Source organism: Pseudomonas sp. Pseusp3, assembly GCF_047304225.1.
Taxonomy (GTDB): Bacteria; Pseudomonadota; Gammaproteobacteria; order Pseudomonadales; family Pseudomonadaceae; genus Aquipseudomonas; species Aquipseudomonas fluorescens_CD.
In genome coordinates this window covers 1-26,953 of the sequence record NZ_JBGLYV010000078.1, presented here as the reverse complement: position 1 = coordinate 26,953, position 26,953 = coordinate 1, and the positions used below count along the sequence as shown (strand labels likewise).

General features: G+C 61.6%; 30 protein-coding genes and 1 pseudogene. 9 read left to right on the top strand and 22 right to left on the bottom strand.

The features are described 5' to 3' along the window. Positions 1 to 522, top strand: a 522-nt coding sequence (locus ACCD00_RS22665) for a tellurite resistance TerB family protein (protein ID WP_413427633.1), incomplete at its 5' end; no start/stop codon positions are given. 99 nt (positions 523 to 621) lie between these two features. On the opposite strand, the gene ACCD00_RS22660 is transcribed toward ACCD00_RS22665, so the two are convergent. The 8 genes from ACCD00_RS22660 to potE form a co-directional block, all read right to left on the bottom strand. After that, positions 622 to 1,296 carry a DUF3313 domain-containing protein gene (locus tag ACCD00_RS22660; protein WP_413427632.1) on the bottom strand — a complete coding sequence of 225 codons (675 nt, stop codon included), beginning with the start codon at positions 1,294 to 1,296 and terminating at the stop codon, positions 622 to 624. A 50-nt stretch (positions 1,297 to 1,346) separates the two neighbouring features. Further along, the gene (locus tag ACCD00_RS22655) at positions 1,347 to 2,615 is read right to left on the bottom strand and encodes an OmpP1/FadL family transporter (RefSeq protein WP_413427631.1); all 1,269 of its coding nucleotides are present in this window, start codon (positions 2,613 to 2,615) and stop codon (positions 1,347 to 1,349) included. A gap of 68 nt (positions 2,616 to 2,683) precedes the next feature. Continuing rightward, positions 2,684 to 2,818, bottom strand: a complete 135-nt coding sequence (locus ACCD00_RS22650) for a hypothetical protein (RefSeq protein ID WP_413427635.1) — start codon at positions 2,816 to 2,818, stop codon at positions 2,684 to 2,686. A 159-nt stretch (positions 2,819 to 2,977) separates the two neighbouring features. Continuing rightward, entirely contained in the window at positions 2,978 to 3,256 is a 279-nt protein-coding gene (locus ACCD00_RS22645; protein WP_413427630.1) for a DUF3303 domain-containing protein, read from the bottom strand. Positions 3,257 to 3,460: 204 nt separating this feature from the next. Then, the gene (locus ACCD00_RS22640; protein ID WP_413427629.1) at positions 3,461 to 4,000 is read right to left on the bottom strand and encodes an HD domain-containing protein; all 540 of its coding nucleotides are present in this window, start codon (positions 3,998 to 4,000) and stop codon (positions 3,461 to 3,463) included. Then, positions 4,000 to 4,401, bottom strand: coding sequence for a hypothetical protein (locus ACCD00_RS22635; protein WP_413427628.1), 402 nt, complete (start codon positions 4,399 to 4,401; stop codon positions 4,000 to 4,002). Before ACCD00_RS22635 ends, ACCD00_RS22640 begins: the two co-directional genes overlap by 1 nt. Positions 4,402 to 4,585: 184 nt before the next feature. Continuing rightward, a complete protein-coding gene (locus ACCD00_RS22630; RefSeq protein WP_413427627.1) occupies positions 4,586 to 6,871 on the bottom strand; it encodes an Orn/Lys/Arg decarboxylase N-terminal domain-containing protein in 2,286 nt (761 codons plus the stop codon). Beyond that, positions 6,868 to 8,277 carry a putrescine-ornithine antiporter gene (gene potE / locus ACCD00_RS22625; protein WP_413427626.1) on the bottom strand — a complete coding sequence of 470 codons (1,410 nt, stop codon included), beginning with the start codon at positions 8,275 to 8,277 and terminating at the stop codon, positions 6,868 to 6,870. Before potE ends, ACCD00_RS22630 begins: the two co-directional genes overlap by 4 nt. Positions 8,278 to 8,459: 182 nt before the next feature. Between potE and ACCD00_RS22620 the strand changes: the two genes are divergently transcribed. Then, positions 8,460 to 8,789 carry a hypothetical protein gene (locus tag ACCD00_RS22620; RefSeq protein ID WP_413427625.1) on the top strand — a complete coding sequence of 110 codons (330 nt, stop codon included), beginning with the start codon at positions 8,460 to 8,462 and terminating at the stop codon, positions 8,787 to 8,789. A gap of 124 nt (positions 8,790 to 8,913) precedes the next feature. After that, positions 8,914 to 9,330, top strand: a complete 417-nt coding sequence (locus ACCD00_RS22615) for an organic hydroperoxide resistance protein (protein WP_413427624.1) — start codon at positions 8,914 to 8,916, stop codon at positions 9,328 to 9,330. An 867-nt stretch (positions 9,331 to 10,197) separates the two neighbouring features. Here ACCD00_RS22615 and ACCD00_RS22610 read toward each other — a convergent pair. From ACCD00_RS22610 to ACCD00_RS22585, 6 genes and pseudogenes are all read right to left on the bottom strand, one after another. Beyond that, positions 10,198 to 10,707: a copper chaperone PCu(A)C gene (locus ACCD00_RS22610; protein WP_413427623.1), complete on the bottom strand. Its 510-nt coding sequence runs from the start codon at positions 10,705 to 10,707 to the stop codon at positions 10,198 to 10,200. Between the two features lies 1 nt (position 10,708). Next, entirely contained in the window at positions 10,709 to 11,314 is a 606-nt protein-coding gene (locus ACCD00_RS22605; protein WP_057398495.1) for an SCO family protein, read from the bottom strand. A gap of 189 nt (positions 11,315 to 11,503) precedes the next feature. Next, a complete protein-coding gene (locus tag ACCD00_RS22600) occupies positions 11,504 to 12,391 on the bottom strand; it encodes a ChaN family lipoprotein (protein WP_413427622.1) in 888 nt (295 codons plus the stop codon). 52 nt (positions 12,392 to 12,443) lie between these two features. Beyond that, complete coding sequence (locus ACCD00_RS22595; protein WP_413427621.1) at positions 12,444 to 13,211, bottom strand: heme ABC transporter ATP-binding protein; 768 nt, start codon at positions 13,209 to 13,211, stop codon at positions 12,444 to 12,446. After that, a complete protein-coding gene (locus ACCD00_RS22590) occupies positions 13,211 to 14,194 on the bottom strand; it encodes a FecCD family ABC transporter permease (RefSeq protein WP_413427634.1) in 984 nt (327 codons plus the stop codon). The genes ACCD00_RS22595 and ACCD00_RS22590 overlap by 1 nt, the downstream gene beginning before the upstream one ends. Positions 14,195 to 14,337: 143 nt before the next feature. After that, positions 14,338 to 14,532, bottom strand: a pseudogene (locus tag ACCD00_RS22585) (hemin-degrading factor); the annotation flags it as partial. A 124-nt stretch (positions 14,533 to 14,656) separates the two neighbouring features. Here ACCD00_RS22585 and ACCD00_RS22580 point away from each other — a divergent pair. Both ACCD00_RS22580 and metE read left to right on the top strand, forming a co-directional pair. Further along, positions 14,657 to 15,028, top strand: a complete 372-nt coding sequence (locus tag ACCD00_RS22580; protein WP_413427620.1) for a nuclear transport factor 2 family protein — start codon at positions 14,657 to 14,659, stop codon at positions 15,026 to 15,028. Between the two features lie 142 nt (positions 15,029 to 15,170). Then, positions 15,171 to 17,459, top strand: coding sequence for a 5-methyltetrahydropteroyltriglutamate--homocysteine S-methyltransferase (gene metE / locus ACCD00_RS22575; protein ID WP_413427619.1), 2,289 nt, complete (start codon positions 15,171 to 15,173; stop codon positions 17,457 to 17,459). 238 nt (positions 17,460 to 17,697) lie between these two features. On the opposite strand, the gene ACCD00_RS22570 is transcribed toward metE, so the two are convergent. From ACCD00_RS22570 to ACCD00_RS22535, 8 genes are all read right to left on the bottom strand, one after another. Next, positions 17,698 to 18,369 carry a class I SAM-dependent methyltransferase gene (locus ACCD00_RS22570; protein WP_413427618.1) on the bottom strand — a complete coding sequence of 224 codons (672 nt, stop codon included), beginning with the start codon at positions 18,367 to 18,369 and terminating at the stop codon, positions 17,698 to 17,700. A gap of 123 nt (positions 18,370 to 18,492) precedes the next feature. Next, positions 18,493 to 18,711, bottom strand: coding sequence for a DUF4287 domain-containing protein (locus ACCD00_RS22565; protein ID WP_413427617.1), 219 nt, complete (start codon positions 18,709 to 18,711; stop codon positions 18,493 to 18,495). Between the two features lie 116 nt (positions 18,712 to 18,827). Continuing rightward, a complete protein-coding gene (locus tag ACCD00_RS22560) occupies positions 18,828 to 19,349 on the bottom strand; it encodes a cytochrome C (RefSeq protein ID WP_413427616.1) in 522 nt (173 codons plus the stop codon). Positions 19,350 to 19,573: 224 nt separating this feature from the next. Then, on the bottom strand, positions 19,574 to 20,095 hold the full coding sequence (locus tag ACCD00_RS22555; RefSeq protein ID WP_413427615.1) for a methylamine dehydrogenase light chain: 522 nt from the start codon (positions 20,093 to 20,095) through the stop codon (positions 19,574 to 19,576). Positions 20,096 to 20,113: 18 nt separating this feature from the next. After that, positions 20,114 to 20,740 (bottom strand): methylamine dehydrogenase accessory protein MauD, encoded by a 627-nt coding sequence (gene mauD, locus ACCD00_RS22550; RefSeq protein ID WP_413427614.1) that lies wholly within the window; start codon positions 20,738 to 20,740, stop codon positions 20,114 to 20,116. A gap of 5 nt (positions 20,741 to 20,745) precedes the next feature. Next, positions 20,746 to 21,285 carry a MauE/DoxX family redox-associated membrane protein gene (locus ACCD00_RS22545; protein WP_413427613.1) on the bottom strand — a complete coding sequence of 180 codons (540 nt, stop codon included), beginning with the start codon at positions 21,283 to 21,285 and terminating at the stop codon, positions 20,746 to 20,748. A gap of 11 nt (positions 21,286 to 21,296) precedes the next feature. Further along, positions 21,297 to 22,445, bottom strand: a complete 1,149-nt coding sequence (locus tag ACCD00_RS22540) for an amine dehydrogenase large subunit (protein WP_413427612.1) — start codon at positions 22,443 to 22,445, stop codon at positions 21,297 to 21,299. A gap of 242 nt (positions 22,446 to 22,687) precedes the next feature. After that, a complete protein-coding gene (locus ACCD00_RS22535) occupies positions 22,688 to 24,178 on the bottom strand; it encodes a sensor histidine kinase (protein WP_413427611.1) in 1,491 nt (496 codons plus the stop codon). A gap of 338 nt (positions 24,179 to 24,516) precedes the next feature. On the opposite strand from ACCD00_RS22535, the gene ACCD00_RS22530 reads away from it, so the two are divergent. From ACCD00_RS22530 to ACCD00_RS22515, 4 genes are all read left to right on the top strand, one after another. Continuing rightward, positions 24,517 to 25,686: an acyl-CoA dehydrogenase family protein gene (locus tag ACCD00_RS22530; protein WP_413427610.1), complete on the top strand. Its 1,170-nt coding sequence runs from the start codon at positions 24,517 to 24,519 to the stop codon at positions 25,684 to 25,686. 31 nt (positions 25,687 to 25,717) lie between these two features. Continuing rightward, positions 25,718 to 26,089, top strand: a complete 372-nt coding sequence (locus tag ACCD00_RS22525) for a hypothetical protein (RefSeq protein WP_413427609.1) — start codon at positions 25,718 to 25,720, stop codon at positions 26,087 to 26,089. Positions 26,090 to 26,092: 3 nt separating this feature from the next. Next, positions 26,093 to 26,578, top strand: a complete 486-nt coding sequence (locus tag ACCD00_RS22520; protein WP_413427608.1) for a nuclear transport factor 2 family protein — start codon at positions 26,093 to 26,095, stop codon at positions 26,576 to 26,578. Continuing rightward, a partial coding sequence (locus ACCD00_RS22515) for an amidase family protein (RefSeq protein ID WP_413427607.1) occupies positions 26,575 to 26,953 on the top strand: 379 nt, incomplete at its 3' end. The genes ACCD00_RS22520 and ACCD00_RS22515, both read left to right, overlap by 4 nt.

The following is a 26,953-nucleotide window of genomic DNA, read 5'->3' as shown; positions in this document are numbered from 1 at the left end:
TCGCCGATGGGCGGTGCGCCGCAAGGCCGGTCCGGCGGCGGTACCAACTACGCGGCGCTGGCGTCCCTCGGCATGATGGCGTTCCAGGCGTACCAGGCCTGGCAGCGCAGTCAGGCGTCGGCGCCGCAAGAAGCGCCACGGACCGTGGACTTGCTGGCCGGCCCGCAAGTCGAGGAACACAGCCATGCGATCCTGCGGGCGTTGATTGCCGCGGCCAAGGCCGATGGCCGGATCGATGACGCCGAGAAGCAGATGATCAGCACTGAAATCGGGCGTCATACCGATGATCCGCAATTGCAGCAATGGCTGGACGATGAAGTTGCCAAGCCACTGGACGCCAGTGAAGTGGCGCAGTCGGCCACCGACCCTGGCATGGCTTCGGAGATGTACCTGGCCAGTGTGATGCTGGTGGACGATCAGAAGGACGCCGAGCGCAGCTATCTGGATGAACTGGCTGCGGCGTTGCAGATCGAGCCGGAACTGCAAGTGCATCTGGAGCAGCAGGCCAGGGGGACTGCCTGACGGGGTGCATCTCGGCGGGTCGGAATGAAAAAGTGATGGCTACGGTCAGGGGGGAACCCCATGTGGCGAGGGAACTTGCTCCCTCGCCACAAGAGCGTGTTACTTGAGGAACGCCTGGAAGTCGGTACCCATTTTGTCGATCGCCGCCTTGAAGTCCTTGGCGGTAACCTTCTGGCTCTCGTTTTCCAGGGCAGTGCCAAATACCTTGCGCACCACTTTGGCCACGGTCTGGTTGCTCTTTGCGTCGATGAACTCGGCTTCGATGAACAGGATGGTTTCCTGGTCACGGTGACCGGTGGCTGCCTGCGTTGCCCCGACTGCGGCCGCGATGGGGACCACTTCATACCACTTCATGCCTTCGTTTTCGGCGGTCACCCCGGTGATCGCCGCACGCATGATCAGGGGGCGGGAACCCGCCGGTGCAGCGGAGGAGTTAGGCACTACACGGTACTTCTGACCCAGCGTTGCCTTGGCCTTGCTGGTCATGTAGTTCTGAATGTCGGCCAGCGTCTGCTGGTTGACCCGCTCATTGGGTTTGGGCGCCGGGTACAGCTCCAGCTTGTTGAACACCACGGTGTCATAAGCGTTCGGGTTCCACGAAGGGCTGACCCAGCGCATCGCGGTTCCACCGCTCGGCGTCTGGACTTCCTGCAGGTTGTTGTAGTTGGACAGGAAACCTGAGTATTGCGCTTTCTCAGTCACTTTCGAGGTGCAACCGCCTAGCAACAGACTTGCCAGCGCAGCGCCGACCAGCAGTTTTCGGGACAGATTCATAGTGGTGTTTACTCCTTGGATGAAATCGTCGTTCTTTCGTTTGCAGTGCATCAGAATCGCCAGGTCATGTTCCCGGCCAAGGCTTGAATCCAGGCATTGTCGAATTGACCGGAAACTCGATTGCCCGATACGGATTTGGCCTGGTCCACCGGCATGTCGCCGAGCCAGACCATGGCCCAACTGACGTTGACATCGGTGTCCTCGTTCAGAGCATAGGTGGCTCCTGTCGCAATGCGCCAGGATTCGCTCATCGGCACGACCACGCTGCGATTGCTGTCCGAGACGGCACTGCTGTCGTAGGCCACGCCGAAGTTCCACAACCACTGCTCGGTGGCCTGGTATTGCGCGCCAAGGGAAAGATGCCAGGTGTCCTTGAAGCCGGCGTCGACGGTTTTCGATTGCGCTCCCAATGCCGTGGTGTCGACCTCTACGGCGATGTCGCCGAACCCGGACCAGTCCTGCCAGTTGGCCGAGGCCAGCAAGGCCCATTGTCGGTCCAGTTGCTGGAACAGGCTCAGGGTGACGGTCTGCGGCACCTGCATGTCGAGTTCGGTATCGGTGTTGTTGACGCGCTCGAGCAGGCGGCCGTCGCCCTTGACGTCCAGCCGGTCCTCGAAGTCCAGGTCGACCTGGCTGGTATAGGTCAGGCCGATGCGTGTGTCGGGTTGCGGGGCGTAGATCACCCCGACGTTGGCGCCATAGCCCCAGGTGTTGTCCCGGTATTTGAATTGACCGTCAGAGCGGTCGGTGAAGCCGAAAGGGGAGCGGTCGATAGCCGTGTCTGCCTTCAACATGCCGTACATGGCCTTGATGCCCAGGCCGACCGACCACTGTTCGTTGAAGCGATAAGCCACGCTCGGTACCAGCGACAAGCCGAGCAGGCTGGAGTTCTGCGCGAAATAGCGGCCCGACCAGTCGTTGTCGTAATTGACCGCCAGCCCGAAGTCGCCGTACTGGCCGAAACCGACGCTCCAGTGCTCGTCCAGTTCATGGCTGATGAAGAAGCTGCCACCGGGAATCGGATCGAGGGCATTGCCGCTGCCGCTGCCCGGGACGTTGGTGCCGGAGTCGCGGTCGAAGCTCAAATCGCCGTACAGGACCTGCAAGCCGGCAGTGATTTGCGTGCCGGGCAGGTAGCTCATGCCTGCCGGGTTGCTGGCGATGGTCGAGGGGCCCTGGGCTCGGGCGGCGGCACCGGCGTTGGCGAGGCCTGCGTTATCGGTGCCGATTTCGTACAGCATGATGCCGCCGGCCCAGGCCTGTTGACAGCACAGGGCGAGTAGCGCGCAAGCAGGCTGGGCAAGTGTTCTGGTCGGCACGTATCTACCTCGACAAATGTCCATTTCGAATACGGGTAACCTGTGCCGGCCACCCTGGATTCGGCTGTTTACCTGGCACCCGGCCAGCCACCAGGCTGGTCGATGAAGCGGTACTTGAAGTCATCGATACGGATCGCGCCCAGGGCACTCTCTCCAAAGTAGAAGATTTCATGCCGGTTCGACGGACTTTTTCCCGTGATCATTGCCGTCCAAGTGAACCTTGAGCGTAGGTTTGAAATGAGAAATATCCAGTAATGAGTAGTCAGAAAGCGTTGATTCAAGTGCATCTAACCGAAAGAGTGCTCCGTCAAAGACACCGGCCAAATCGGGGCGGCGAGCGGAACTCGCCGCCTCAATCGCCATTACCGACCGGCAGTGGCGGCCAGCAATGGTGCGATTTGCTGATCGGTCAATGCGGCATGCACGTCCATGCTCATCAGGTCGTTCCACTCCAGCACCCATTTTTGAATCGGCACCAGATCGCTCGCCTCGGCAATGCCGAAGCCGGCCGAGCTCCCTACGGCGTGCCAGCGTCCGTGCATGGTGACGCCTTCGGGCGGCGCACCACCGGTCTTGAGAAAACGTGCGATTGCGGCATCACGGTTGTCCGGGCTGATTGTCCAACTGACGATGAATAACATTGGCCACCTCCTGTTACGGATTGGCACCGGTTTTCATGCGCGAACCTGGCTGGCGCCGGGGCCGTGGCCGCGCTTGGGTTTGCAGATCCGTGCTGGCTGGTTTGCGGCGGAATCTCCCATGGAAGGCATAGCAGCGCCCCGCGATTCATGTACGACCGCTGATCCTGTTCAGGTGGCTGTTCGAGGGGGTAACGGATGCGTGTTTCACCAGCGAAACATGGGCAGCGGCCGCAGCGGCGAGCGGATGAATTGTCGGGCTGAACGCTTTATCAGCATCGAGTGAAAACCATGGTCGGGAAAGATCGACTGTATGGTCTTGATGAAGCTTCGGGGCAAGCCGAAACGGACCAGGCCCAGGGACACATCCACCAGATCGGCCTGGCGGAAGAATTCGACGCTGTCGGCACAAGCGCCGCGATACCGGCGCACCTTGTGATGCTCAAGTATCAACGCACGGACTTCATCCTTCAGTTCCGGTCGTTGTTGGTGGTCGAGGTACTCGGTGGCCAGGGCAATGGATGGCGGCAGGTAGTCCAGGGTGTCATCGGTCCAGATACCCAGGTCGTGAAACGCCGCCGCGATCTGTACGGCATCCGAGGGCAAGCCTTCGGCACCGCTGAGGGCACTATGGAAATTCAGCACCCGGTAAATGTGGTTGCGGTAGCCCTGCAGGTCGGCACCGATGGCCAGGGCGAACGAGGTGAGGATCTCGTCGGTGCGAGGGAATTCGAGAATGGGCTTCATCAGGCGTCACGCAACAGGTCGTTGGCATTGAGCAGCTCGTAGGCAATCTCCGGGCGCTTTTCCATGGCGCGGCGGATGGCTGCGGGGATGTTGGCGCGGGTCTTGCGGCACAGCCCCGGCAGTTCGCCAATCTGGATACCGATGCCGCGCATGGTGCGCACTTCATTGAAGCCGGGGGCGATGTCCACGCGGATCCCCAACTGTTCGAACATGCGCCGTTGCACGTGCTCGAGATCGCTCAGGCTCTGCAGGTTCTCCAGGCGTTCGATCAGGCGTTTTTCTTCGTTGCGGGTCAGAAACAGAATGCGCAGGTCCGCCCCCGGTGTTTCCAGCAACGGGTCACGCCCGCAGTCGCAGGCACCGGGCGGGCAGGGTTGGCGAATCGGAGTGGAGACGTTCATGTGATTCAATCATAGAGCGCCGTGATCGAATTTGCCCATGGGTTTTTGGCGTGAGGGCGCTCCAAAAAAATGTGGGAGCGGGCTTGCTCGCGAAAGCGCCCTGTCAATCGACATTTGCGTCGACTGACACTACGCCTTCGCGAGCAAGCCCGCTCCCACAGGGGTTGCGGTGAACCTGCCTGACTTACTTCAGTACCAGCATCCGGTAAACGCCGTCTTCGACTTCGATCCCGTGGGTGTCATGAGTGAAGCCCGGGAAGGATTTGTCGAAGGCTTCCAGTGCCTTGAGATACGCCAGCAACGGACCGTCCGCAGGCCCTGCGTTCTCACCCGGCATGAGCAGCGGGATGCCTGGCGGGTACGGCACGATACCGGTGGCGGCCAGGCGCCCGGCAGCTTCGTTGAGGGTGACCAGTTCGATGTCGTTGCGCACCAGTTTTTCGTAGGCCTCCACCGGGCTGAATTCGGCTTTTGGCAGGGTGCCGAAGGCCTGGGACATGTTGGCGGTGGTCTTGTGTTTCTTCATGGCGGCGAAGATTTCGTCGGCCAGATCCTTCAGGCCCATGCCGGCATAGCGTTGTTGGTGGGCGTTGTACAGGTCGGGCAGGCACAGCTCGAGTTCGGCGTTGTCGTCGTAATCACGCTTGAAGTCGAGCAGGGCGTTGAGCAGCGTGCCCCACTTGCCTTTGGTGATGCCGATCGAGAACAGGAACAGGATGGTGAAGTCGGTGGTTTTCTCGACCACGATCCCCTGGCGGCCCAGGTACGCCGTGACCACGCAAGCGGGGATGCCGGACGCGAGCAGGGTGCCGTCGTCGCCCATGCCCGGGCTGAGCACCGAGACCTTGATCGGGTCGAGCATGCAGTAACCATCTTCGATGTCACCGAAACCGTGCCATACCGCGTTCGGGTGCAGGACCCAGCAGTTCGGATCGGTTTTAAGCGTAGCCGGGTCGACCTCATGGAACGGCACGGTCGCTGCGCCCACCTGTACGGTCGGTGGCTGCCAGCAGGTGAAGAACCAGTTGTCCTTGCTCAGCATCTCGTTGTGCATGCGCGAGAGCACCTGGCGGAAGCTGATGGCCTCTTCGATCGATTCGCTGGTGAGGATCTGCCCGCTCGGTGCTTCCATCATCGCCGAGCTGACGTCGCAAGACGCCATGATCGCGTAGTTCGGCGAGGTCGAGGCGTGCATCATGTACGACTCGTTGAAACGCGCATGTTCGATCGGGTTACGGCCGTCGCGTACGTGGATCATCGAGGCCTGGGACAGGGCGGCCAGCAACTTGTGGGTCGACTGGGTGGCGAACACGGTCGGCTTGGACTTGTCGTGATCGCCCGGGTCGCCGTGCATGGCATGGCGCCCGCTGTACAGCGGGTTGAAGCGCGCATAACCGTACCAGGCTTCGTCGAAGTGCAGGCGGTCAACGCTTTCGCCCAGCAGCTCTTCGACGCGGGTGACGTTGTAGGTCAGGCCGTCGTAAGTGGAGTTGGTGACAATGGCGTGCACCGGCGTCGGGTCGATGCCTGTCTTGACCAGCGGGTTGTTGGCGATGGCGGCTTTCACGCCTTCGGCGCTCAGGGTCTGCGGCAGGATCGGGCCGATGATGCCATAGCGGTTGCGGGTCGGCACCAGGTAGGTCGGAATCGCCCCGGACAGGGTCATCGCATGTTCTGCGGACTTGTGGCAATTGCGGTCGCACAGGGCGATCTGGTTGCGCGTGACGCTGGCCATGAGGATGACGCGGTTGGACATCGACGAACCGTTGGTCACATAGTACGTGCGGTGCGCGCCGAAGACCTTGGCGGCATAGCGTTCGCCCTGGCCGATGGGGCCGCTGTGATCGAGCAGGGAGCCCAGTTCGCCGACGGAGATCGACAGGTCGGAACGCAGCAGGTTCTCGCCGAAGAACTCGTAGAAGGCACGCCCGGCAGTGCTCTTGAGAAACGCCGTACCGCCGGCATGGCCGGGGGTGTGCCAGGAGTATTCATAGGTGCGGGCGAACTTCACCAGCGCGCCGAACATCGGCGGCAGGGCGGCCTGACGGTAACGTTCGATAGCGGCCAGGATGCGCCCGCTGAGGAAGCGTGAAGTGTCTTCGGGCAGCCAGATGAAGTCGTCGGCGTGTTGCATGACCAGCAGCGGAATGCTCGACGCGGTGGTGCGGTCGCTGATCAGGAACACCGGCACGCGTGTGTTGCGCTCGCGCAGCTTGACCAGCAGTTTGATGCAGTCGGCGTGGCCTTCGCTCGCGTCCATTTCCCATCGGATGAGCACGCATTGAACGGCAGGGTCCGAACGCAGGATCGAGGCGGCATCACTGAGGCTTTCCGAGGCCAGGACACTGACGCCACGTCCCTCCACGTCGTGGACCAGTTGATCCAGGGCGCGGCCGAACACCGTTCGCTTGTCCGGCGGACTGCTGACCAGTAGTGCCAGCATTCCGAGCGAGTGTTTATATTCCGTCATGATTGAACCTCCAGAATGGCTTTATTCAGATTGTTCACCGGCACTGGCTCGGCAGTGAGGTGCTGCGCGCTGACGGTTTGCGTCGGTACGCTGTTGTTGAGAGCTTCAAGGCGGATCAGGCGGTTGTTGACGAAGCCGAACAGGGTGTAGCCAAAGATGGTGGCCACGCCGCCCAGCATCAGCGCCTGCTCACCGGAGCTGTACAGCGCCAGATAGCTGTAGGCTGCCGCGACCAGGGCGATGACGTTGGTTGCCAGTGCCTTGCCTTCCGGCACGTTGGAGACTTTCTGCATGGTCATCAGCGCGGCCATGGACAGGATGTAAGGCACCAGGTTGGTGACCACTGCAAGGTTGACCAGGGTGTCGAACTGCTTGCTCAGGTCGGGACTGATGGTGAGCAGCGCCAGCGCGGTCTGTGCGGTGAGCAGTACCATCATGCCGACAATCGGCGTTCCCGCCTTGTTGGCCTTGGCGAAGATCGACAGGAAGTAACCGGTGTCAGCCGAGCTTTTGTACACCTGGGCGATGGTGAACTGCCAACCCAGCAGCGAGCCGATACAGGCGAGCACCATTGCCGCCATCACGATGTCGCCGACCATCGGGGTGAACATCTTGGCGAACACCAGGCCGAAAGGTGCGGTGGACGCGACCAGTTCTTCGTTGCCGACGATACCGAAGATGACGTTGGTGGAGACGATATAGATCACCGCAGCACCCAGGGTGCCGCCCAGCACGGCAATCGGTACGTTGCGCTCGGGGTTTTCCACCGCGTCGGTGTTGGCGCAAGCCGATTCCAGGCCGAGGAAGGCCCACAGGGTGATCGCCACCGAGGCACCTGCCGCTTCGAACCAGCTCTTGTCGTGGGGGTTCCAGCCGGCGGCGTAGACGCTGCTGTCGAACCAGAACCAGCCAACCGTGGATACCAGCACCACCGGTGCAATCACACCCCAGACCGTCACCGCGCCGATCCGGCCGGTAATTCTGGCGCCGCCAAAGTTGGCGAAGGTGGTGATCCATAACAAGGCGATGGTCGCCAGGCCTACTTGCAGGGAATCAAGCTTTATCCCGAACAACACCTGGATATAACCAACCGCAGTAATACTGATCGCCACGTTGGCAATCAACAGTGAGAGGCCGTAGGTGTAGTTGGTGATGTAGTTGCCAGCTTTACCAAACGTGTATTCGGCATAGCCGCCCATGCCGCCGGTCTTGCGGCTGAGCATCCCGCATCGCGCAAAGGCGTAGGCCAGAGCGAGGGAGCCGGTGGCCGTCACCAGCCAGGAAAGAATCGAAATTGCACCGACTTCCGCGAGTTTCGTCGGTAGCAGCACAATGCCGGAGCCCAACATGTTGACGGCAGTCAACATTGTCAGTTGCCCCACACTCATTTTCTTTGCGACTGACATTCCGTTGCCTCACTTAGTTGGCGATTGAGAGTCTTAGCTATAGCAAAGGATTGAAAACTCGCAAGAAATGGCGTCACTCATTTCGTTTTTGCACTAAATCGCAAAAAAGGCAGGATGCTGGCCCCCAAGTTTAAAAATCCTCCGCAAAATTAGTTCATTTTCAGCCAGTTAAATAGGTCAAGATGCGCAAGATATGGATCGCATTAATCCCGCTAGTTGTTGCGGGTACAGCCAATTCGGCTCACGCCAAAGAACTGGCCACCAATGATCAGTACATGTGCAGTTGGGGCGCGGGCACGGCTGCAAGGGCACAGGAACTCAAGCTTTCAGGCGTTTCTCTGTACGCCGCACGGCAAAAAATCCAGGCCTACAAGTTTGCCAAAACATGGATGCGCATGATGGCACTTGGCATTACCGAGCAAACTTATGACAGTTCGTCGCGATTGAAACCGACTGCTGTACGGCAGAGTTTTTATGAAGACTGCGTCAGGTACAAATTGGCGCGTAAGTAGAAAAGAAGCGAACGTCGGTCGGATCGACCACGGTATGGGCCTGTGACGTCTATATTGATTGACCATCCCAGCGACCGGATGGGGTGTTAAAACCGGTTTCTTACAACTCAATCAGGAGGTCACCATGAACCAGATCGATAAAGTGTTGTACACCGCCAAAACCCACACCACCGGCGGGCGTGACGGCGCCTCCCGCAGCTCCGACGGAATCCTCGATGTGAAGCTTTCGTCCCCGGGCGCGGGCGGCGGCGGAACCAATCCGGAGCAACTGTTCTCTGCCGGCTGGTCAGCCTGTTTTATCGGTGCGATGCAAGTGGCGGCCAGGGAAATGAAAGTGGCGCTGCCCAAGGATGTGGCCGTCGATGCCGAAGTCGACCTGGGCACCAACGAAGGCGGCTATCTGTTGCAGGCGCGGCTTAACGTCAGCCTGCCGGGGCTGGATCGTGAAACCGCGCAGAAAATCGTCGAGACTGGGCACCAGTACTGCCCGTACTCGAAAGCCACGCGCAACAACATCAACGTCGTGCTCAAGCTGGTTTGAGTTGACATGAAAAGGCCTTGGCGAACGACATGGGTTGTCGCCAAGGCCTGAAGTGCTTGCTGCCCCGATCCGACCTGCTCGCGAAGGCGGTGTTTCCGTCAGCCTGTCTCTTGTTGACGGTGTACATTTCCGTTGCTGCGGTAACGGCGACTTAGGGTTTCGCCCTGATGGCGACTCACTTTTTTACAAGCGCCTAAAAAAAGTAAGCAAAAAAACGCTCGCCCCGAACGTCCGGCCCCTCGCCAAGGCTCGGGGTTCCTTCGCTCCGGTGTCCATCCGGGGGCATTGCCCTCCGGTCGGCTGCGCGCGACCTGCATGCAATGGGTTCGACTGCGTCGAACGGCGCTGCGCGCCATACCCCGGATGAACACCTCCGCTCAGCCTGCCGAGGGGGCGGGTGGATCAAGATCAAGAGCGGCAGGCGAGCTAACGCTCGGCCTGTTGAATGGTGAAAAGCGTGGGGGTATGCCGACCTGCTTTTGCTCTGCTCTTCTCTCTTCTGTAGGAGCGAGCTTGCTCGCGATGGTCGTCAACGATGACGCGGGCGGTCTGAATCCCCGCGGTGTCCTGGCGTTTTTCGCGAGCAAGCTCGCTCCTACAGGGGAACGCGTTCAATTGCGATCAGGCTGGCCAGCAGGCCGCCTCGCTTTGGCTTTTGATCTTCTTGCCCCCTCGAGAGGCCGAACGTCAGGGGCGGGTGGATCAAGATCAAGAGCGGCAGGCGAGCTAACGCTCGGCCCTGTAGGAGCGAGCCTGCTCGCGATGGACGTCAACGATGACGCGGGCTGTCTGAATCCCCGCGGTGTCCCGGCGTTTTTCGCGAGCAGGCTCGCTCCTACAGGTTCTGTGTGTTAGCTGGCGGAGCAATCAATTCATCTTGCTGTGATCATGCGTCATCGTGCTGTGATCCATGGTGCCGATCGCCTTGGCAACGGCTTCAACCTGAATCGACTCTTTCTCGCCCCTGGCGTCTTCCACGGTCAGGGTCAGCGGCACCTTGTCGCCTTCCTTGATCTGGGCCGTCAGGTTCATGAGCATGATGTGGTAGCCGTGGGGATCGAAGCTCACCGCCTCACCAGCCGGCAGCGCGACAGACTGAACCTGCTGCATTTTCATCAGGTCGTCTTTCATGCTCATTTCATGAATCTGCACAAGTTTGGCAACCGGCGTTTGCACGCTCAGCAACTTGCTGTCGCCGCTCGCTGTGACGGTCATGAAGGCGCCACTCGACGGCTGGCCGGCTACGGTGGCACGGACCCAGGCGTCTTCGACCCGGGTTTGTGCCGACACCTGAAAGGCCAGGCCGACCAGGGACAAGCCCAGCGCCAGTTGCTTGCAACGTTGCACGAAACGGTTTTTAGCCTGCGGGGCATTCATTTCAGCAAACCTCCATCACGGTGAGCAGGTCTTCTGCACACTCTTTGGCCGTCAGGGACGTGGACAGTCCCAGGCGCAGAGTGCCCCGGGAGTCGAAGACATAACTGGTCGCGGTATGGGAGAGGGTATAGGTGTCGCCGCTCGGCACTTTTTCAAAGAACACGCCGAATTCCTTGGCGGTGGCGGCGGTTTCTTCCAGGGTGCCGTACAGCGCTTCGAAACTCGGGTCGAAAGCCTTGACGTACTTGTCGAGCATCTCTGGCGTGTCGCGCTCAGGGTCCAGGGTGATGAAGATCACCTGCAGCCTTTCGCCATCGCGACCCATCAATTTCTTGGCCTGGGCCGCACGGGCCAGGGTGGTGGGGCATACGGCCGGGCACTGGGTGAAACCGAAGAACACCATCGGCATCAGGCCGCGATAGCTGCCCAGCATCCGGGTTTCGCCCTCGGCGTTCTTGAGCTTGAAGTTACGCCCCATGATCTTGTCGCTGAGGTCTTTTCCGTACTTGAACGACAGCTTGCTGCTGTCGTCGCAACCGGCGAGCAGGCCCAGGCTCAACAGGCCCATGCCTTGCAGGACGGTTCGGCGGGTATACAAAGTACTCATGAAGGGAAGCATCCTGTTGAACAGGCTGAAATGACAGCGTGATAACTGTACAGACGAAAAAATCCCGGGGATGTTAACAAACTGTGCCGGTGCCGGAGGGGGGGATACGACCATTGGACCGACGCAGAGGCGTGACATAGTGTCGCGCCGGAGCGAGGGGGCAGGACCAGCCGCCCCCTTGGGGCGAGCTTAACGACGCAGCTGCGCGCAGTGATCCTGTTCCGGTTGCGCCGCGGTGTACCAGACATAGTCCGCGCTCTCGCCAGTCACGGTCTTGCCCGCTTCGGCCAGGATCAGCACCGCATTGTCTGCACCGGCACCGAGGTCTTTCAGGTGCAGTGGCACCCCCAGGTCCTTGCGCACGTGGAAGGCACCGGCCAGCAGCAACGCTGGCGCCGGCGCGGCCATCAGGCGCTCGGCCATGCGCCGGTCGCGCTGTTGCTGCACGGCGAGCATGGCCGGCATCTGTGCTTCGGGCAGCAGGCCGCAATGGGATTGGCGGATGTCGTCCAGCAAGGTCGTCTGCACCTGTTGGGTGGTGGACGCTTCACCGGTGAGTACCGGGCGCTGTTTGTAGATCTGCATGATCTGCGCGCGGTCCAGGTTCGCCGCCAGCAGCGGATACGGTTGTCGCAGCGCGTAGGTGACGAGGGCGCCATAAACACTCCAGTCCCAATTGGCCTGCCAGGCCAGCGCCTCGAACGCATCGGCCGGTGGCTGGCCGGCGCGGGCCGCGGCTTGCGCGGCATCGACCCTGGCCTGTTGATCGGGGTTGAGCATTTCCATCAGCAGACTGCCCTGAGGGCGTTGTGCCGCCAGTTCGCGCAGCAGCCACAATTGCAGGGCGTGGTGGTCCGGGTTGTCGTGCTGTTCACCGACCAGGACACGCGGTGCAACGGCCAGGCGTTCGACCAGTTCCCGGGGCGTCAACGTGCGACCGGTCGCCAGTTCGCGGATGACTCCCAGGTCAGCGTGATCACGGCCTTGCGGAGCAATGGGCGCCGGGGGCGGTGTGACCTGATGGGTGGTTTGGCAGGCAGCCAGCAGGCTGAATGCACAGAGCAACAGAAAGCGCATCGGTTTTCCTTATTGGGCAGGTGCCCCCTCGATGACAGAGGAGGGGGCGATATCAGCGCGCGATGATCAAAGGGTGGCCGCGTTCCGGATGCTGATGAATCAGCACCTCCAGCCCATACACCGCCGCCAGTGCCTCGGCAGTCAACACGTCTGCCGGTGGGCCGTAGGCGTGGGGCAGGCCTTGTTGCAACAACAGTAGTTGATCGCAGTAACGTGCGGCCAGATTGAGGTCGTGCAGGATCACCAGTACGGCTGCCCCGCGCTCGGCGAAGTCGCGCACGGCTTGCAAAATGGTGTGTTGGTGCAGTGGATCGAGCATTGACGTCGGTTCATCGAGCAGCAGGGTCTGTCCTTCGGCCCCCGGCCAGAGTTGCGCGAGCACCCGCGCCAGATGCACGCGCTGGCGTTCACCGCCGGACAGGGCCAGGTAGCTGCGTCCGGCCAGATGAAGCGCATCGGCAGCCTTGAGCGCCTCGGCGACGATTTCGGCATCGCGCACGCGGCCGCTGGCGTGAGGCAAGCGACCCATGCCGACGACCTCATTGACCGAGAACGCAAAGTTCAGGCTCGAACTCTGCGGCAGCACGGCCAGGCGTTTGGCCCGTTCCTGACCCGGCCAGTCGGCGAGTTGACGTTCGTCGAGGCTGACCGTGCCTTCGCTGCTCGCCAGTTCGCCGCATAAAGCAGCGAGCAGGGTGCTTTTGCCGGCGCCATTGGGTCCCAGCACGCCGAGCACTTCACCGGGGCGCAATTGGATATCGATGTTCGCCAGTACCGTGCGGTTACCACGGCGAACCAGCAAGTTGTTTGCCCGCAGCATCAGGAACGCCCTCGTACCAGCAGATAAAGAAAGAACGGAGCCCCGATCAGTGCCGTCACGATGCCGATGGGCAATTCAGCCGGCGCCAACAGCAGGCGCGCGGCCAGATCGGCCAGCAACAGCAGGCTCGCGCCGGCCAGCAACGATGCGGGCAACAACACCCGGTGATCCGGGCCGACCAGCAGGCGCATCAGATGCGGCACCACCAGGCCGATGAAACCGATCAGGCCGGCCGCCGCGACTGCCGCGCCGACGCCGAGCGCCGTGCACAGCACCAGCTCAAGCTTGATCCGCTCGATGTCGAAACCCAGGTGACGGGCCTCCGACTCACCCAGCAGCATTGCATTGAGTGCCGCCGCCCGACGTGGCAACCACAACGCCACGCCCACGGTGACGATCAGCAACGGCCACAGGCGCGGGTAGCTGGCACCGTTGAGGCTGCCCAGGTTCCAGAACGTCAGGGTGCGCAACGTTGCGTCATCGGCCAGGTAGGTGAACAGCCCCACGCCGGCACCCGCCATGGCCGTCATCGCCACACCCGCCAACAGCATGGTCGCCACGTCGGTTTGCCCGTCCCGGCGGCCGAAGCGATACACCACCGCCGTGACGATCAGGCCACCGGCGAAGGCACTGACCGACAGCAGATAAGGCTCGATGGCCGGTGGCACGCCACCGAGCAGGCTGCCGCCGACGATGGCAAGGGCGGCACCGAGTGCCGCGCCACCGGAAACGCCGACCAGACCCGGGTCCGCCAAGGGGTTGCGGAACAACCCCTGCATCGCCACGCCGGACAACGCCAGTACCGAACCCACGGCGATGCCGAGCAGGCTGCGCGGCAGACGAATCTGACCGAGGATCAGCTGCGCTTGCTGCGTGTCACCACCGTCGAGTGGCAACCCGAGCAGGCGCATCCCGGCCAGCAAGGTATCGCTCAGCGGCAGGCTGACCGGCCCGAGGGCCAGGGACAACCAGAACACCAGCACCAGCAACAGCAGCAAAAAGATCAACGTCGGACGCGGCCGGAAAATGGCCGTCATTGGCTGAGCCCGACGGTCTGCGCTTTGGCGTCCGGGTAGAGCGCCGTGGCACAGGCCAGAAGTGTTTTGATACGCATCGGGACTATTCCTTAGCCGATCAGAGCGGTGGCGGTTTCAGCCAGGGCACGCCAGTCGCCACGCTCAGGGATGCCCGGTTTGCGCACGTCGAACAACTGGATGACCAGTTCGCCTTCGGCATCGAAACCTTCGTAGCGGGTGATGATGCCATCGACGCTCGGCTTGCGCACACGCCACAGTTCGGTCACGCCAGTGGTTTTGCAGTGCCTCCGGTCGTAAAGCCGCGCAATTGAACTGGCGGTGCCTAGACTTTCAGCTTGATCAGCCTTGGGGAGACTGTCGGTCAACCTGCGCGAGCGGTGCGCGGACATGCAAACCAGAGGTTAAAACATGACTACTCAATCGATAGATACCGAACAGATCAACCAGGTGGTTCGCCATTACGTGGAAGGTATGGTCTTTGCCGATGAAGCGTTGCTGCGGCAGGCCTTTCATCCAGACTGTCGCATCATCGGTCACTTCCAAAAGGTGCTTGAATGGGCATCCCTGGATGAATTTGTCGTGGCCATCAAGGCCGAAATCCCGGCGCGTGCCGGGACGCAGCCGTTTTGGCAGGTGATCAATCTTGATGTCACCGGCGATGCCGCCGCAGTCAAGGTCATCGATGATTTCGCCGGGATACGGTTTACCGATTACCTGTCGTTGCTGAAGGTGGACGGGCGATGGGTGATCATTAACAAGCTCTACTACTACGAGGAGTAGTGCCTGGTTGTGACACATTCGACGCAAAGGCTTACGTCTATCTTCATGAAATAATCTCGTGATCATCACGATTTAAATGAGTTTGTCTCACTAAGGCTCGATTGCCGACAATGACGCCATTAACCACATGGAGTTTTTCGTCATGGCATTGGCCCATTCCCTTGGATTTCCGCGCATTGGCCGCGACCGCGAACTGAAAAAAGCCCAAGAGGCGTTCTGGAAAGGTGAATTGGACGAAGCCGGTCTGCGTGCCGTTGGCCGCGACTTGCGCAAGACCCATTGGGACTTGCAGAAAAAGGCCGGGGTCGAACTGTTGCCGGTCGGCGACTTCGCCTGGTACGACCAGGTCCTGACCCACTCGCTGATGTTCGGGGTGATCCCGGAGCGTTTCCGCCCGCACGACGGCAAGGCCAGCCTGCAAACCCTGTTCGGCATGGCTCGTGGCGTAAGCGACAGCTGCTGCGGCGGCGCGCACGCCCAGGAAATGACCAAGTGGTTCGACACCAACTATCACTACCTCGTCCCTGAATTCAGCGCCGATCAGCAGTTTCAGCTCGGTTGGGACCAGTTGTTCGAGGAAGTCGAGGAAGCCCGTGCGCTGGGACACAACGTCAAACCCGTCATCATCGGCCCGCTGACTTACCTGTGGCTGGGCAAGGCCAAGGGCGTCGAGTTCGACAAGCTCGAACTGCTCGATCGCCTGCTGCCGCTGTACGGCCAGATCTTCCAGCGCCTGGCGGCACAAGGCGTTGAATGGGTACAAATCGACGAGCCGATCCTGGTTCTCGACCTGCCGCAAGCCTGGAAAAACGCCTTTGAGCGTGCCTACAACCTGATTCAGCGCGACCCGCTGAAGAAACTGATTGCCACTTACTTCGGTGGTCTGGAAGAAAACCTGGGCCTGGCCGCCAACCTGCCGGTGGACGGTCTGCACATCGATCTGGTGCGCGCCCCCGAGCAGTTCCCGACCATCCTCGATCGCCTGCCAGCCTACAAAGTGCTGTCGCTGGGCGTGGTCAACGGCCGTAATGTCTGGCGCTGCGACCTGGAAAACGCTTTGGCCACCTTGCAGCACGCAAACGAGCGTCTGGGTGATCGGCTGTGGGTCGCGCCATCCTGCTCGCTGCTGCACAGCCCGGTCGACCTGGGGCGTGAAGACCAGCTCGATAGCGAACTGAAAAGCTGGCTGGCGTTTGCCGTGCAGAAGTGTGAAGAAGTCGCGCTGCTGGCCCAGGCAGTCAACGAGCCGGAAGCGCAGAAGGTGCTTGAAGCGCTGACTCAAAGCCGTGCCGTGCAGGCCAGCCGTGCGGCATCGCCACGCATTCACAAGCCAGCCGTGCAGGCGCGTGTTGCCGCCATCACCGCCAGGGACAGCCAGCGGCACTCGCCGTTTGCCCGACGTATCGAGAAACAGCGCGCCGGCCTGAACCTGCCACTGTTCCCGACCACCACCATCGGTTCGTTCCCGCAAACCGCGTCGATCCGTCTGGCTCGCCAGTCGTTCAAGCAAGGCAAGCTGACCGAGGCCGAATACACCGAAGCGATGCACAGCGAGATCCGTCACGCCGTGCAAGTGCAGGAAAACCTGGGCCTGGACGTACTGGTGCACGGTGAGGCCGAGCGCAACGACATGGTCGAATACTTCGCCGAGCAACTCGACGGCTACGTGTTCACCCGTTTCGGCTGGGTCCAGAGCTACGGTTCGCGCTGCGTGAAACCAGCGGTGATCTTCGGCGACCTGAGCCGTCCGAAAGCCATGACTGTGGAGTGGATCCGCTATGCCCAAGGCCTCACCGACAAAGTGATGAAAGGCATGCTGACCGGTCCCGTGACCATGCTGATGTGGTCGTTCCCGCGTGAAGACGTGAGCCGCGAAGTGCAGGCCCGCCAGCTGGCCCTGGCCATTCGCGACGAAGTGGTGGACCTGGAAGCCGCCGGCATCAAGATCGTGCAGATCGACGAAGCCGCGTTCCGCGAAGGCTTGCCGTTGCGCCAGGCGCAGTGGCAGCACTACCTGGACTGGGCCACCGAAGTGTTCCGCCTGTGCGCCTCGGGGGTGCGTGACGAAACCCAGATCCACACCCACATGTGCTACAGCGAGTTCAACGATGTGATCGAGTCCATCGCCGCCATGGATGCCGACGTGATCACCATCGAAACCTCACGCTCGGACATGGAACTGCTGGATGCGTTCGAAGCCTTCGCTTACCCCAACGAAATCGGCCCGGGCGTGTACGACATCCATTCGCCACGGGTACCGGACTCCTCGGAAATGGCCAACCTGCTGCGCAAGGCAGCCAAACGCATTCCCGCCGACCGCCTGTGGGTCAACCCGGACTGTGGCCTGAAAACCCGCGGCTGGGCGGAAACCGAAGCGGCGCTGGTGCATATGGTCAATGCGGCGCGTCAACTGCGTAAAGAATGGGCCTGACGCTTTAGCAGCATGAGCAGGCCGGAGTACTTCACAGTGCTCCGGTTTCTATGTTGGCTGTGCCGACGTCTTCGCGGGCAAGCCCGCTCCCACAGTGATCGATGTCGACCACAAATATCGAGGCCGGCAAACAACCCTTGTGGGAGCGGCGGTGCGGCGATCCGACTTGCCCGCGAAAGCGGTAGGCCAGTCACCGATAATGTTGGCTGTGCAAACGCCTTCGCGGGCAAGCCCGCTCCTACAGCCGGGGCTCGGCCACCAGCAGCAACGACTGAGGTACGGGGCTTTGCGGGTGCTGTGGTTCCTGCAAGCTGGCCAGTGCAAAACCTGCCATGTCCAGTGCATTGAGCCAACTGGACAAGGTGCGGTAATACCATGGCATGGGTTGCCATTGCCCCTTGAACCCGGCGAAAGTCTCTTCCCGCCAGCCATCCTGATAGTCGCCGGCTGCAGCTGTCCACGGGTGCAGCGTCTGGATCAGCAGCGCGCCGCCAGGGGCGAGCAGGCTGTTCATGGCGGCGAGCAGGGGGATGATGTCCTGATGCAGCAGGGCGAAGTTGGCGCAGATCAGGTTGTAGCCGCGGCCGATGTCGACTTTCGCTTCTGCCAACTGTTCATGGCTCGCCAGATGCACCGGCGCAGTGCCCGCCGCCCGCGCCGCCTCCACCAGCGTCGCATCGCCATCAACACCGACTGCATCGATGCCACGTTCAGTCAGTGCACGCAATAACCAGCCTTCGCCGCAACCCAGGTCGAGCACACGCTCGGGCTGACGACCCAGAACCGCCAGCAGGATCGCCTGGTCAGTGACCTTGAGGCGGCTTTCGATGCTACCCGTGCGGATGGCGTCGATCCAGGCCTGGGCATTGTGGTGCCAGCTGTCGAGGAGGGTGGATTCGGGGGCGGGCATGGCGTTGTCCGGCGTGGTGGGTTGGATGAAAGGATAGGGCAAAGGCGCCGATCAGCCATTTCCAGTACAGATGATTTGCCGGTGGAACTGGCTCCACCGGCAGCGCAGCGAACGCCGGGCGGGCTAGCCGCTTTTGGTGGCTGCCAAATGATAGGCAACCAACGCGTTGGCGTGACCATGACCCATGCCGTGTTCGGTCTTGAGCCAGGCCACCATTTCCATGTGCTTCTTGTCGCTGACGGTCTTGAGCAGATCCAGCCAATGGGCGATCGGCTGACCATACTTCTTTTCGATTGACGGGAAATACGAAGCCGGTCCTTTGGTTTTTGTCTCTTCGGTCACGATGCAAACTCCCTTTTCGATTTTCCGGGTGTGAAAGCAGCGCCGGTTACGTTACTTATTTAACGTCAGAGAGTCCATCGTCCGGGTGGTCGAAGGTTTGTCCGGGACACCCCGCGTCAATAATTCATCCCGTCTTCGATAGCGATGCCCTGGGCACGCATGGCCTTGATCAATTCGCTTCGGGTGCCGGGCAGGTTGAGCATGGTCCTGGCGCGCAACTCCGTGACTTCCTCGGCGGTATACGGCTGATAGTCGGCCGGCAGGCTGTCGCCCGCCATGCCGTCTTTGCGCATCAGCCAGTTGAGCAAATCTGCAAGTTGCGCGTTGTTCAACGCCGACTGCGACATGCCCGGCACCCGCACGAGGAATTCGCGGCCACCGGGTACTTTCAGGAAGTTGCCGACAAAGCCTTTCATCCGCGGTGTGTCGTTGGCGGCGGAACCCGTGCCGTCGCCCAGGTGGCAACCGGCACATTGCAACTGATAGTTCACGCCGACGCCGTACCCGGCCTGGGCAATCGGCGTTTGCGGTGATTCATTGCCCGGCGCGTGATGCTGGTTCGGGTCGGGAATGGCCCGGGCGAAAGCGAGCGGGGCGCTCAGGGCACAGACGAGACCGAGCAATATCAACCTACGCATAAAAAAACTCCGCTGATGACCGGTTTGGCACTTGTAGGTGTAGGAGCGAGCTTGCTCGCGATGGACGTCAACGATAACGCGGGCTATCTGGTTTAACGCGTCGCCCTTGCGTCCATCGCGAGCAAGCTCGCTCCTATAGGTACACATTCAAAGCAGTAAAAAAAGAACAGCAGCCACAGAAAAAAAGCCGCCGATTGCGCGAGCAACCGGCGGAAAGTGCGCGTTTATACGGCGACGCCGCGGATCACCGAAACGGTGCAGTGGTAGATGTGCGACTTGGCGGCCAGGCACCAGTTCACATCGTTGTTGTTGAACGGGCGGTAGGCCGGCTCTTCACTGTCGTTACGGGTGCAGGCGCATTGCGCGCAACTCTGCTTACCGCAGCAGTCGTTGTACGAAATGATGTAGTCCTTGCCATCGGCCGGGTTGCGGCAGGTGCCGATCCAGGTCACTTGCGAGGCTTCTGTACCTGGTGGGCAGGAGGTCACCGACCCGCCGCAGCAGCTGCACAGAAAACCGTCGATGGAGCAGTAGCGCCAGTAGTCGCAGCTGTTCGGATCGCCAGGGTCGCCGGCTTTCGGGTCAGTGGCGGCCAGCGCCTTGCTGGTGCGGTCCAGCGGCAGCAGCACGGGCAGAGCGGCACCGGCAACGATCAACGAGCCCATGCGTGCCAGCAGTTTGCGGCGCGAGGTAGTGTCGGCAACACGGCGCGAGGAGCGCTCGAACAACAGATCCAGCAGTTTCATGAAGGTCTCCCTGCCTTATCAGTGGCTATGGCCGTGGCTGTGGTCATGGTTGTGATCGTGGGGCTGAGCATTGAGGTACTGCTGCAGCGTGGCGTGCTTGAGGTGCTCGACTTCGAACAGGCTGTCCAGGTGCTCGCGGGAGTTGACCAGGCCCTTGGCGCGCAGGGTGCCGGCCTTGTCGATCAGCGCGGCGTACGGCAGCTTGCCGATCTGGTAGGTCATGCCCACTTCCGGGCCGACCACATAGGTGGCGTCTTCCAGTTTGTGTTCACGGATCAGTGCTTGCTGGGCGTCCATGTCGCCATCGCTGACGAACACCACGTCAAGGCGATCAGCTTGTTCCTTGGCGATGGACTTGATCGCCGGCAGCAACGACTTGCAGATCGGGCAGGTCGGCGAGAGGAAGAACAGCAGTTGCGATTTCTCACCGGCATAACCGAAGTTCACCGGGCGACCGTTACGGTCGGCGGCGGTGATTTGCGGGGCGGCTTCGTTCACCGCCACGCCTTTGTCGACCATCAGCGCGCCAGCCGGGGCCAGGCGACCGTGCAATACGCCAATCTGCCGCACCAGACCCATGACGACAAACGCCACGGCCACCAGCAGCACCCAGAGCAGAACGTTGGAAACTATCAAGCCTTCCATTTCGATTACCTACCAATCAATTTGAGCAGAAAAGGGGAATTCGCCAGCAAGCCATCGGCGGCGGCGTAGATGAGCAGCGCGACGGCGGCGGCAGCCAGGGTCACGAAGCCATCGAATACAGTCATGTCGCGGACCACCGGTGCGACGCTTGCCAGCAGCGCCAGCGCCACCAGCACGCTGTTGCGCAGCAGCAGGACCGGGCGCAACGGTTGTGCCTGGTCGGGACCTGCGCAACCGCAGTCGATGTCCGCACGACCGCGCCACAGGTTGATGCCGATGGCGACGGCGTACAGCGCCAACAGGCTGGCGGCCCCCAGCGCGGCATAACCACGGCTGACCGGTACCAGCAAGGCGAAGGCAATGGCCAGTTCCAGCATGGGCACCAACCGTGCCGTCGGGCGCACCAGCGCTTGGGGCAGCAGTTGATAGTCCGCCAATTGCCGGGCGAAGCGGGCCGGCGCGCGCAATTTGTGGGTCGCGGCGCTGGCCAGCAACACCGCGATGGCGATGGCGTTGGCAATGATGAAGATCGGATCTGTGTGCATGGCCGAACCTCTTAGTAGCTCAGGACCTGAGTCGCGGTCTTCGCGACTTTCGGCATGCTGCCGGTGAGCTTGTTGGTCTTCAGATCGAAAATCTGCAAGCCACCTTCCACATCGGCACCGAGCAGCAGCGGCTTGTCGTCGTCGGTGGCCTGCATGCTCCAGATCGGGGCCGGGGCTTCCAGGGTGGCGATTTTCTTCTGAGTCTTGAGATCGAAGGCCCAGATCAGGGTGCTCGGGTCTTCCCACTTCATCGGTTCGTGGGCGTCATGCATCAGCACGTACAAGCGGTTCAGCTTCGGCGCGACTGCCATCAGCTGCCAGCCACCCGGAGCCCAACCCGCCTTCTTGTCTTCGTCGGAAACCAGCGACCAGCTCGGCAGGACCTTCGGTGCGTCGCCGCTGAAATCCACACCGCGTACGGTGCCGGTCGTGGTGGTGAAGTAGTAGGTGTCGCCGACGTTGACTGCGCGCTCTACCAGTTTCTCCGCGTTCGGATCAAAGAACGGCGTACGGCTGCGCGCGGTTTCCTGGCCCTGATCGTTGAGGGTCACCACCTGCAGGCTGCCGTCGCCGCACAGCGAGGCGAAGCGGCGGTTGCCGATCGGGTAGTTGAGCACGCAACCCGGAATCGCGATTTCCGTGGCAACCGCTTTGGCCTGGGTGTCGACCACGGTGACCGAAGTCGACGGAGTGAAGTTGTAGACGTAGACGAACTTGTCGTCGCCGCTCGGCTTGAGCGAGTAACGCTGGGTCAGCGACTCGGCGCGCTTGTTTGGAATCAGCACTTCCCAGGCCGGCGACAGGGTCGAGCTGTCCCAGGCGGTGAGCACGTCGGTGCGGGTGCCACGGGTGCCGCGGGAATACCAGATGTCCGCGCTGTAAATGGTTTTCTTGTCGTGACTGAGGGTCGACGGCGCGGCAAAACCGGTCGGCACCATGCCGAGGATGCGCTTCTGGTCCGGATCGACCACGGTCACGCGGCCCGCCACGAAGCTTTCGAATTCGACGTCGATCACGAACGCGCGGTGAGCTTCCGGGGGGAACGCCAGAACGGTCTGGCCAATCGTACCGGCGGGCAAATCCGCGCGGGCACTGTTCAAACCGAGTACAAGCAGGCTCAGGCCAAGCGCTGACTGTACGGAGATCCTGTTTGTTCGCATAAGGGGAACTTCCTGAATTGTTGGTAACGCGGATCGCGGGTGCTTTGGCAGATTTTTACCCTTTGATTCTGCCGTGCCCGGCGACCGGGAGAATTGCCCTGCCTGCCAAGTGTTTGTGTGTCTGTGCCAGTGTCAGAAAACGCTTTATGTAGGAGCGAGCTTGCTCGCGAAAAACCCAGGGGCGCCGCTGGGCATCTGGTTTTACGCGTTATCGTTTACGACCATCGCGAGCAAGCTCGCTCCTACAGGGAGGTGGGGGATGTTGCGAGGGGGAGGGAAAAGCTGAAGACGGCGCCGCACGGTTCCAGGTTCTGCGCCCAGATATCGCCACGGTGGCGGCCGATGATGTTCTTGCATAGCGCCAGGCCGATGCCGTTGCCGCTGACCTTGGACGAGAAGAAACCGTCGAACAGCTTCTCTTGTGCCTGGGCCTGGATGCCACGGCCGCAGTCTTCGATGCGCACTAGCGCCACATCATTGTTGCGGCTGGCATGGATACGCAGCAACCGGCGTTCAGTCGGCAGGTCGGCCATTTCTTCGATCGCGTTGAACGCCAGGTTGAGGATCACCTGGCCGATCAGGACTTTCTCGCAGCTGACATGCAGCGGTTCGGGCGCGGTGACGATTTCCACGCGCACCCGGCTCGGATCGGCCCGCAGGCTGATGAAGTAGCGGGTTTCGCGCAGCAACTCGTTAAGGTCGACCAGCTCTTCGGTCTGCTCCAGCTTGACCACGTAGTCGCGCACGCTCTTGATGATCACCGACGCGTGCTCGATTTGCCGCACCGCGCTCTGCAAACCCCAGGCGACGGCTTGATCGGTTTCGCCAGCACTGCCCAGGCGAATCACCGTGCCTTCGATGAAGTTGCGGGTGGCGGCCAGGGGCTGGCTCAGCTCGTGGGCGATGGCCACGGCCATTTCGCCCATGGCGTTGTAGCGCGCCAGGTACTCGAGTTTCTGCTCGCTGACCCGCCGCGCCTCTTCGGCCTGCACCTGCTCGGTCACGTCGCGGAACAGCAGCAGATGGCCGACCAGATCGTCTTCAATCTCGATGTAGCGGCAGGTTGCGTCATGCCAGCGCCATTCGCCGTCCCGGCGCTGCACCTTGTAGTGCACGCTGAAAGGCGCGTGCTCCGGCGTCTCATGGGCGAACTGTTGCAACAGGCGCTGGCGCGAAGCGTCGTCGCACCAGGCCAGGAAGTTCTTGCCCATCAGTTGGTGCACTTCGCTGTCGAGCAGGTGCGCGCCGGAGTCGCTGATAAAACCGATATCGCCCTCGGGGCCGAGCACCGCCACGCCTTCGGCCAGGTCCTGCATGAAGGCCTTGAGCCGGCTCTCGAAACGCTTGAGGTCGCGCTTGACCTTGTCCTCTTTGGAAATGTCGCGGAACTGCACCATCAACACATCGCGACCGTCCAGGTGCACCAGGGTCGCCACCGCTTCGGAAAGAATCTCCACCCCTTGCTTGGAGCGATAGCACCACTCGATGGCCCGTTGCCCGGTGCGCGCGGCCCGTTCGAGCCAGCGCAAACCTATGGAGCGCCGGTATTTCGGCGCATCGCGGGTCATGTCGGAGGCCTTCAGCGGCGTCAGTTCCTCCAGGGTAAAGCCCAGCGCCGCCAGGGCAGCGGCGTTGGCCCAGAGAATTTCCTTGGTGTGCGCGTCATGAAGAATGATGCACAGCGGCATGGCTTCGATCAGCGCATGAAAGTCGTTCGGTTTTGGCAAGTACATCGCACGGCCCTTGGCGGCAGAGTTTGCAGTATGGCGTTTTATACCTGCTCGCACAGAGGGATGCGCTCAGAGGTAACCGGCGTGGACCTAGGGGTTTTCTTTAGCGAGGGGGCTGCACGCCCCAATAGTGGTGCCCGGATGCGGTTTTTACACTGGACCTCAATGCAAGGGCAGCACCCCTTTCACTGTAGGAGCGAGCCTGCTCGCGAAAAACGCCTCGACAACGCGGTCATCCAGACAGGGCGCGTAATCGTTGGAGTCCATCGCGAGCAAGCTCGCTCCTACAGAGGTCGGTCGCGGTGTCGCCCCACTAACAATAAGCAAAACGGAGAAAGCCCATGCTGCGTTCAGCTGTCGCGCAAAAAGACCCCGTGTCCGGCCCGGTCGTGCCAATGGTCGAGAGCGAGCTATTTCAGCAGGTGCTGGATGAGGTTCGCCAACGCCGCGACGAATTCGACGCTGGCTCCCACGTGCCTCGGGACATGATCGAGCGCTTCAAGCAGGTGGGCATCTATCGCGCTGCCACGCCGAAATGCTTCGGCGGCGACGCCCTGGCACCGGCGCTGTTCCTGCAAATGATCGAGCGCATCTCCGAAGCCGACGGCTCGGCGGGCTGGGTCGCCAGCTTCGGCAGTGCTGGCGTCTACCTGGCGGCTTTGCCGCCGCAAACCCTGGCTGAAATCTATGCCGAGAGCCCCGACCTGGTGTTCGCCGGCGGGCTGTTCCCGTTGCAGCCTGCCGAAGCGGTCGAAGGCGGCTGGCAGGTCAACGGCACTTGGAAATTCGCCAGCGGCAGCAAAGGCGCGGACCTGCTGGGTGTCGGCATCGGCGTCAGCGCCGCGGGCGGCAAGCCTCGCACGGCGGTGTTCCCGGCCAGTCAGGTCGAGATCGTCGAGAACTGGGACGTGGTCGGCCTCAAGGGCACCGGCAGCCACGATCTGCACGTCACCGATAAATTCGTCGAGGACCGCTGGACGTTCATCCGGGGTGGGGCGGCAACCATTGATGAGCCGCTGTTCCGCTACCCGACGATTGCCTATGCCGCGCAAGTGCTGGCGGTGGTCAACCTCGGCCTGGCCCGTGCTGCGCTGGACGAAATCAGCCGCATGGCCGGTGCCGGCGGTATTACCGGCGCGCCGAAAATGGCCGACCGCGCCTACGTGCGCATCGAAATCGCCAAGGCTGAAGCCAGGCTCGCCGCCGCCCGCGGGTTCTTCTACAACACGACCGAGCAGGTTTGGAACTCGATCCTGGCCGGCAACCCGGTGACGCCGGAGCAGACCAGCCTGCTGCGTCTGTCCGCGATTCACGTGTCCCAGGCCGGCGCCGCCGTGGTGCAGAGCGCCTACAGCCTGGCCGGGACCACCGCCATTTACCTGCGCCATCCGCTGCAACGTTACCTGCGCGACTCGATGGTAGTGACCCAGCACGCCTTCCTCAGCGAAGGCCTGTACGACGGCGCCGGCTCGGTGTTCCTCGGCGTGCCGCCGTTCCCGGGCTACATCTGAATTCCCTTCAACTTTTCAAGGATCCAGCGCCATGTCGCAAACCACTCAAGAACCGTTGCGCGTCGTCTTCTGCATCGGCATCACCCAGAACTTTTTCGACCTGCCCACCGGCGAAGGCCTGAGCGTCTGGAAAGGCTTCAGCCAGATGATGGGCTCCCTCGGCGCGATGCCCGGCATCACCGTGCTCGGCGCCATGGATGACGACCGCCTGATGGTCGGCCCGTCCACCACCTCGCCCTGGACGGTGTACATCATGGCCGACGTCGACTGCCACCAGTCGGTGATCGACGCCTGCAACCTGTTCCGCACCACGCCGGTCGGCGAATACAGCCTGTGGCGTTACGCCAGGGTCGAAGCACGCATCGGTCGCCCGCTGACCATCCCTGACGCGGCCAAGGTGTAAGCCATGGACGAGGCCTTGCTGCAGCGTCTGGCGACGCTCGAAGGGGAAAGCGCAGTGCGTCGCTTGATGGCGCGCTACATGGACCTGTGCGATGTGCCGCGGGCGGCGATTCATCTGAGCCAGTTGGCGCAGTTGTTCACCGAGGATGCGATCTGGGAAGGCCTCGGCACCCAGACCGCACAAACCTTCGGTCAGCATCATGGACGTGCGGCGGTGGCGACGTTTGTCGGTGGTTATCTGCCGCCATCCGATCACTTCAAGTTGAACCTGCATTACCTCACCAGTGAGTCGATCGTGGTCGACGGCAAGGCTGCGCAGGGGCAGTGGATCATGCAGCAGATTTCCACCTACGCCGATGGCCGCAACGAGTTGTTCGGTACCCGTCTGAACATCGATTTCCGTTGTGTCGACGGTGTGTGGCTGATCGCGCATTTCCGCACGCAACGCTTGTTCAGCTCTCATTTATCAAAGCAGGAGCTGGGCGCATGAGTACCTTCATCAGCGAATTCCTGCTTGGTGGCAACGGCAAGCGCGTCGCCATCAAGGACTCCATCGACATCGCCGGTTACCCGACGCGCTCCGGCAGCCGTGCCTTTGCCGACGCGCCGCCAGCCAGAAAAAATGCCGAAGTGGTCGATGCGATCCTCGAAGCAGGCTGGCAGATCGTCGGCAAGACCAACCTGCATGAGCTGGCCTTTGGCGTCACCGGCATCAACGACTGGACCGGCACCCCGATCAACCCGCAAGCCCCGGATCGTGTTCCCGGCGGATCCTCCAGCGGTTCGGCATCTGCCGTCGCGGCAGGCCTGGCGGACATCGCCATCGGCACTGACACCGGTGGTTCGGTGCGGGTGCCGGTCCAGT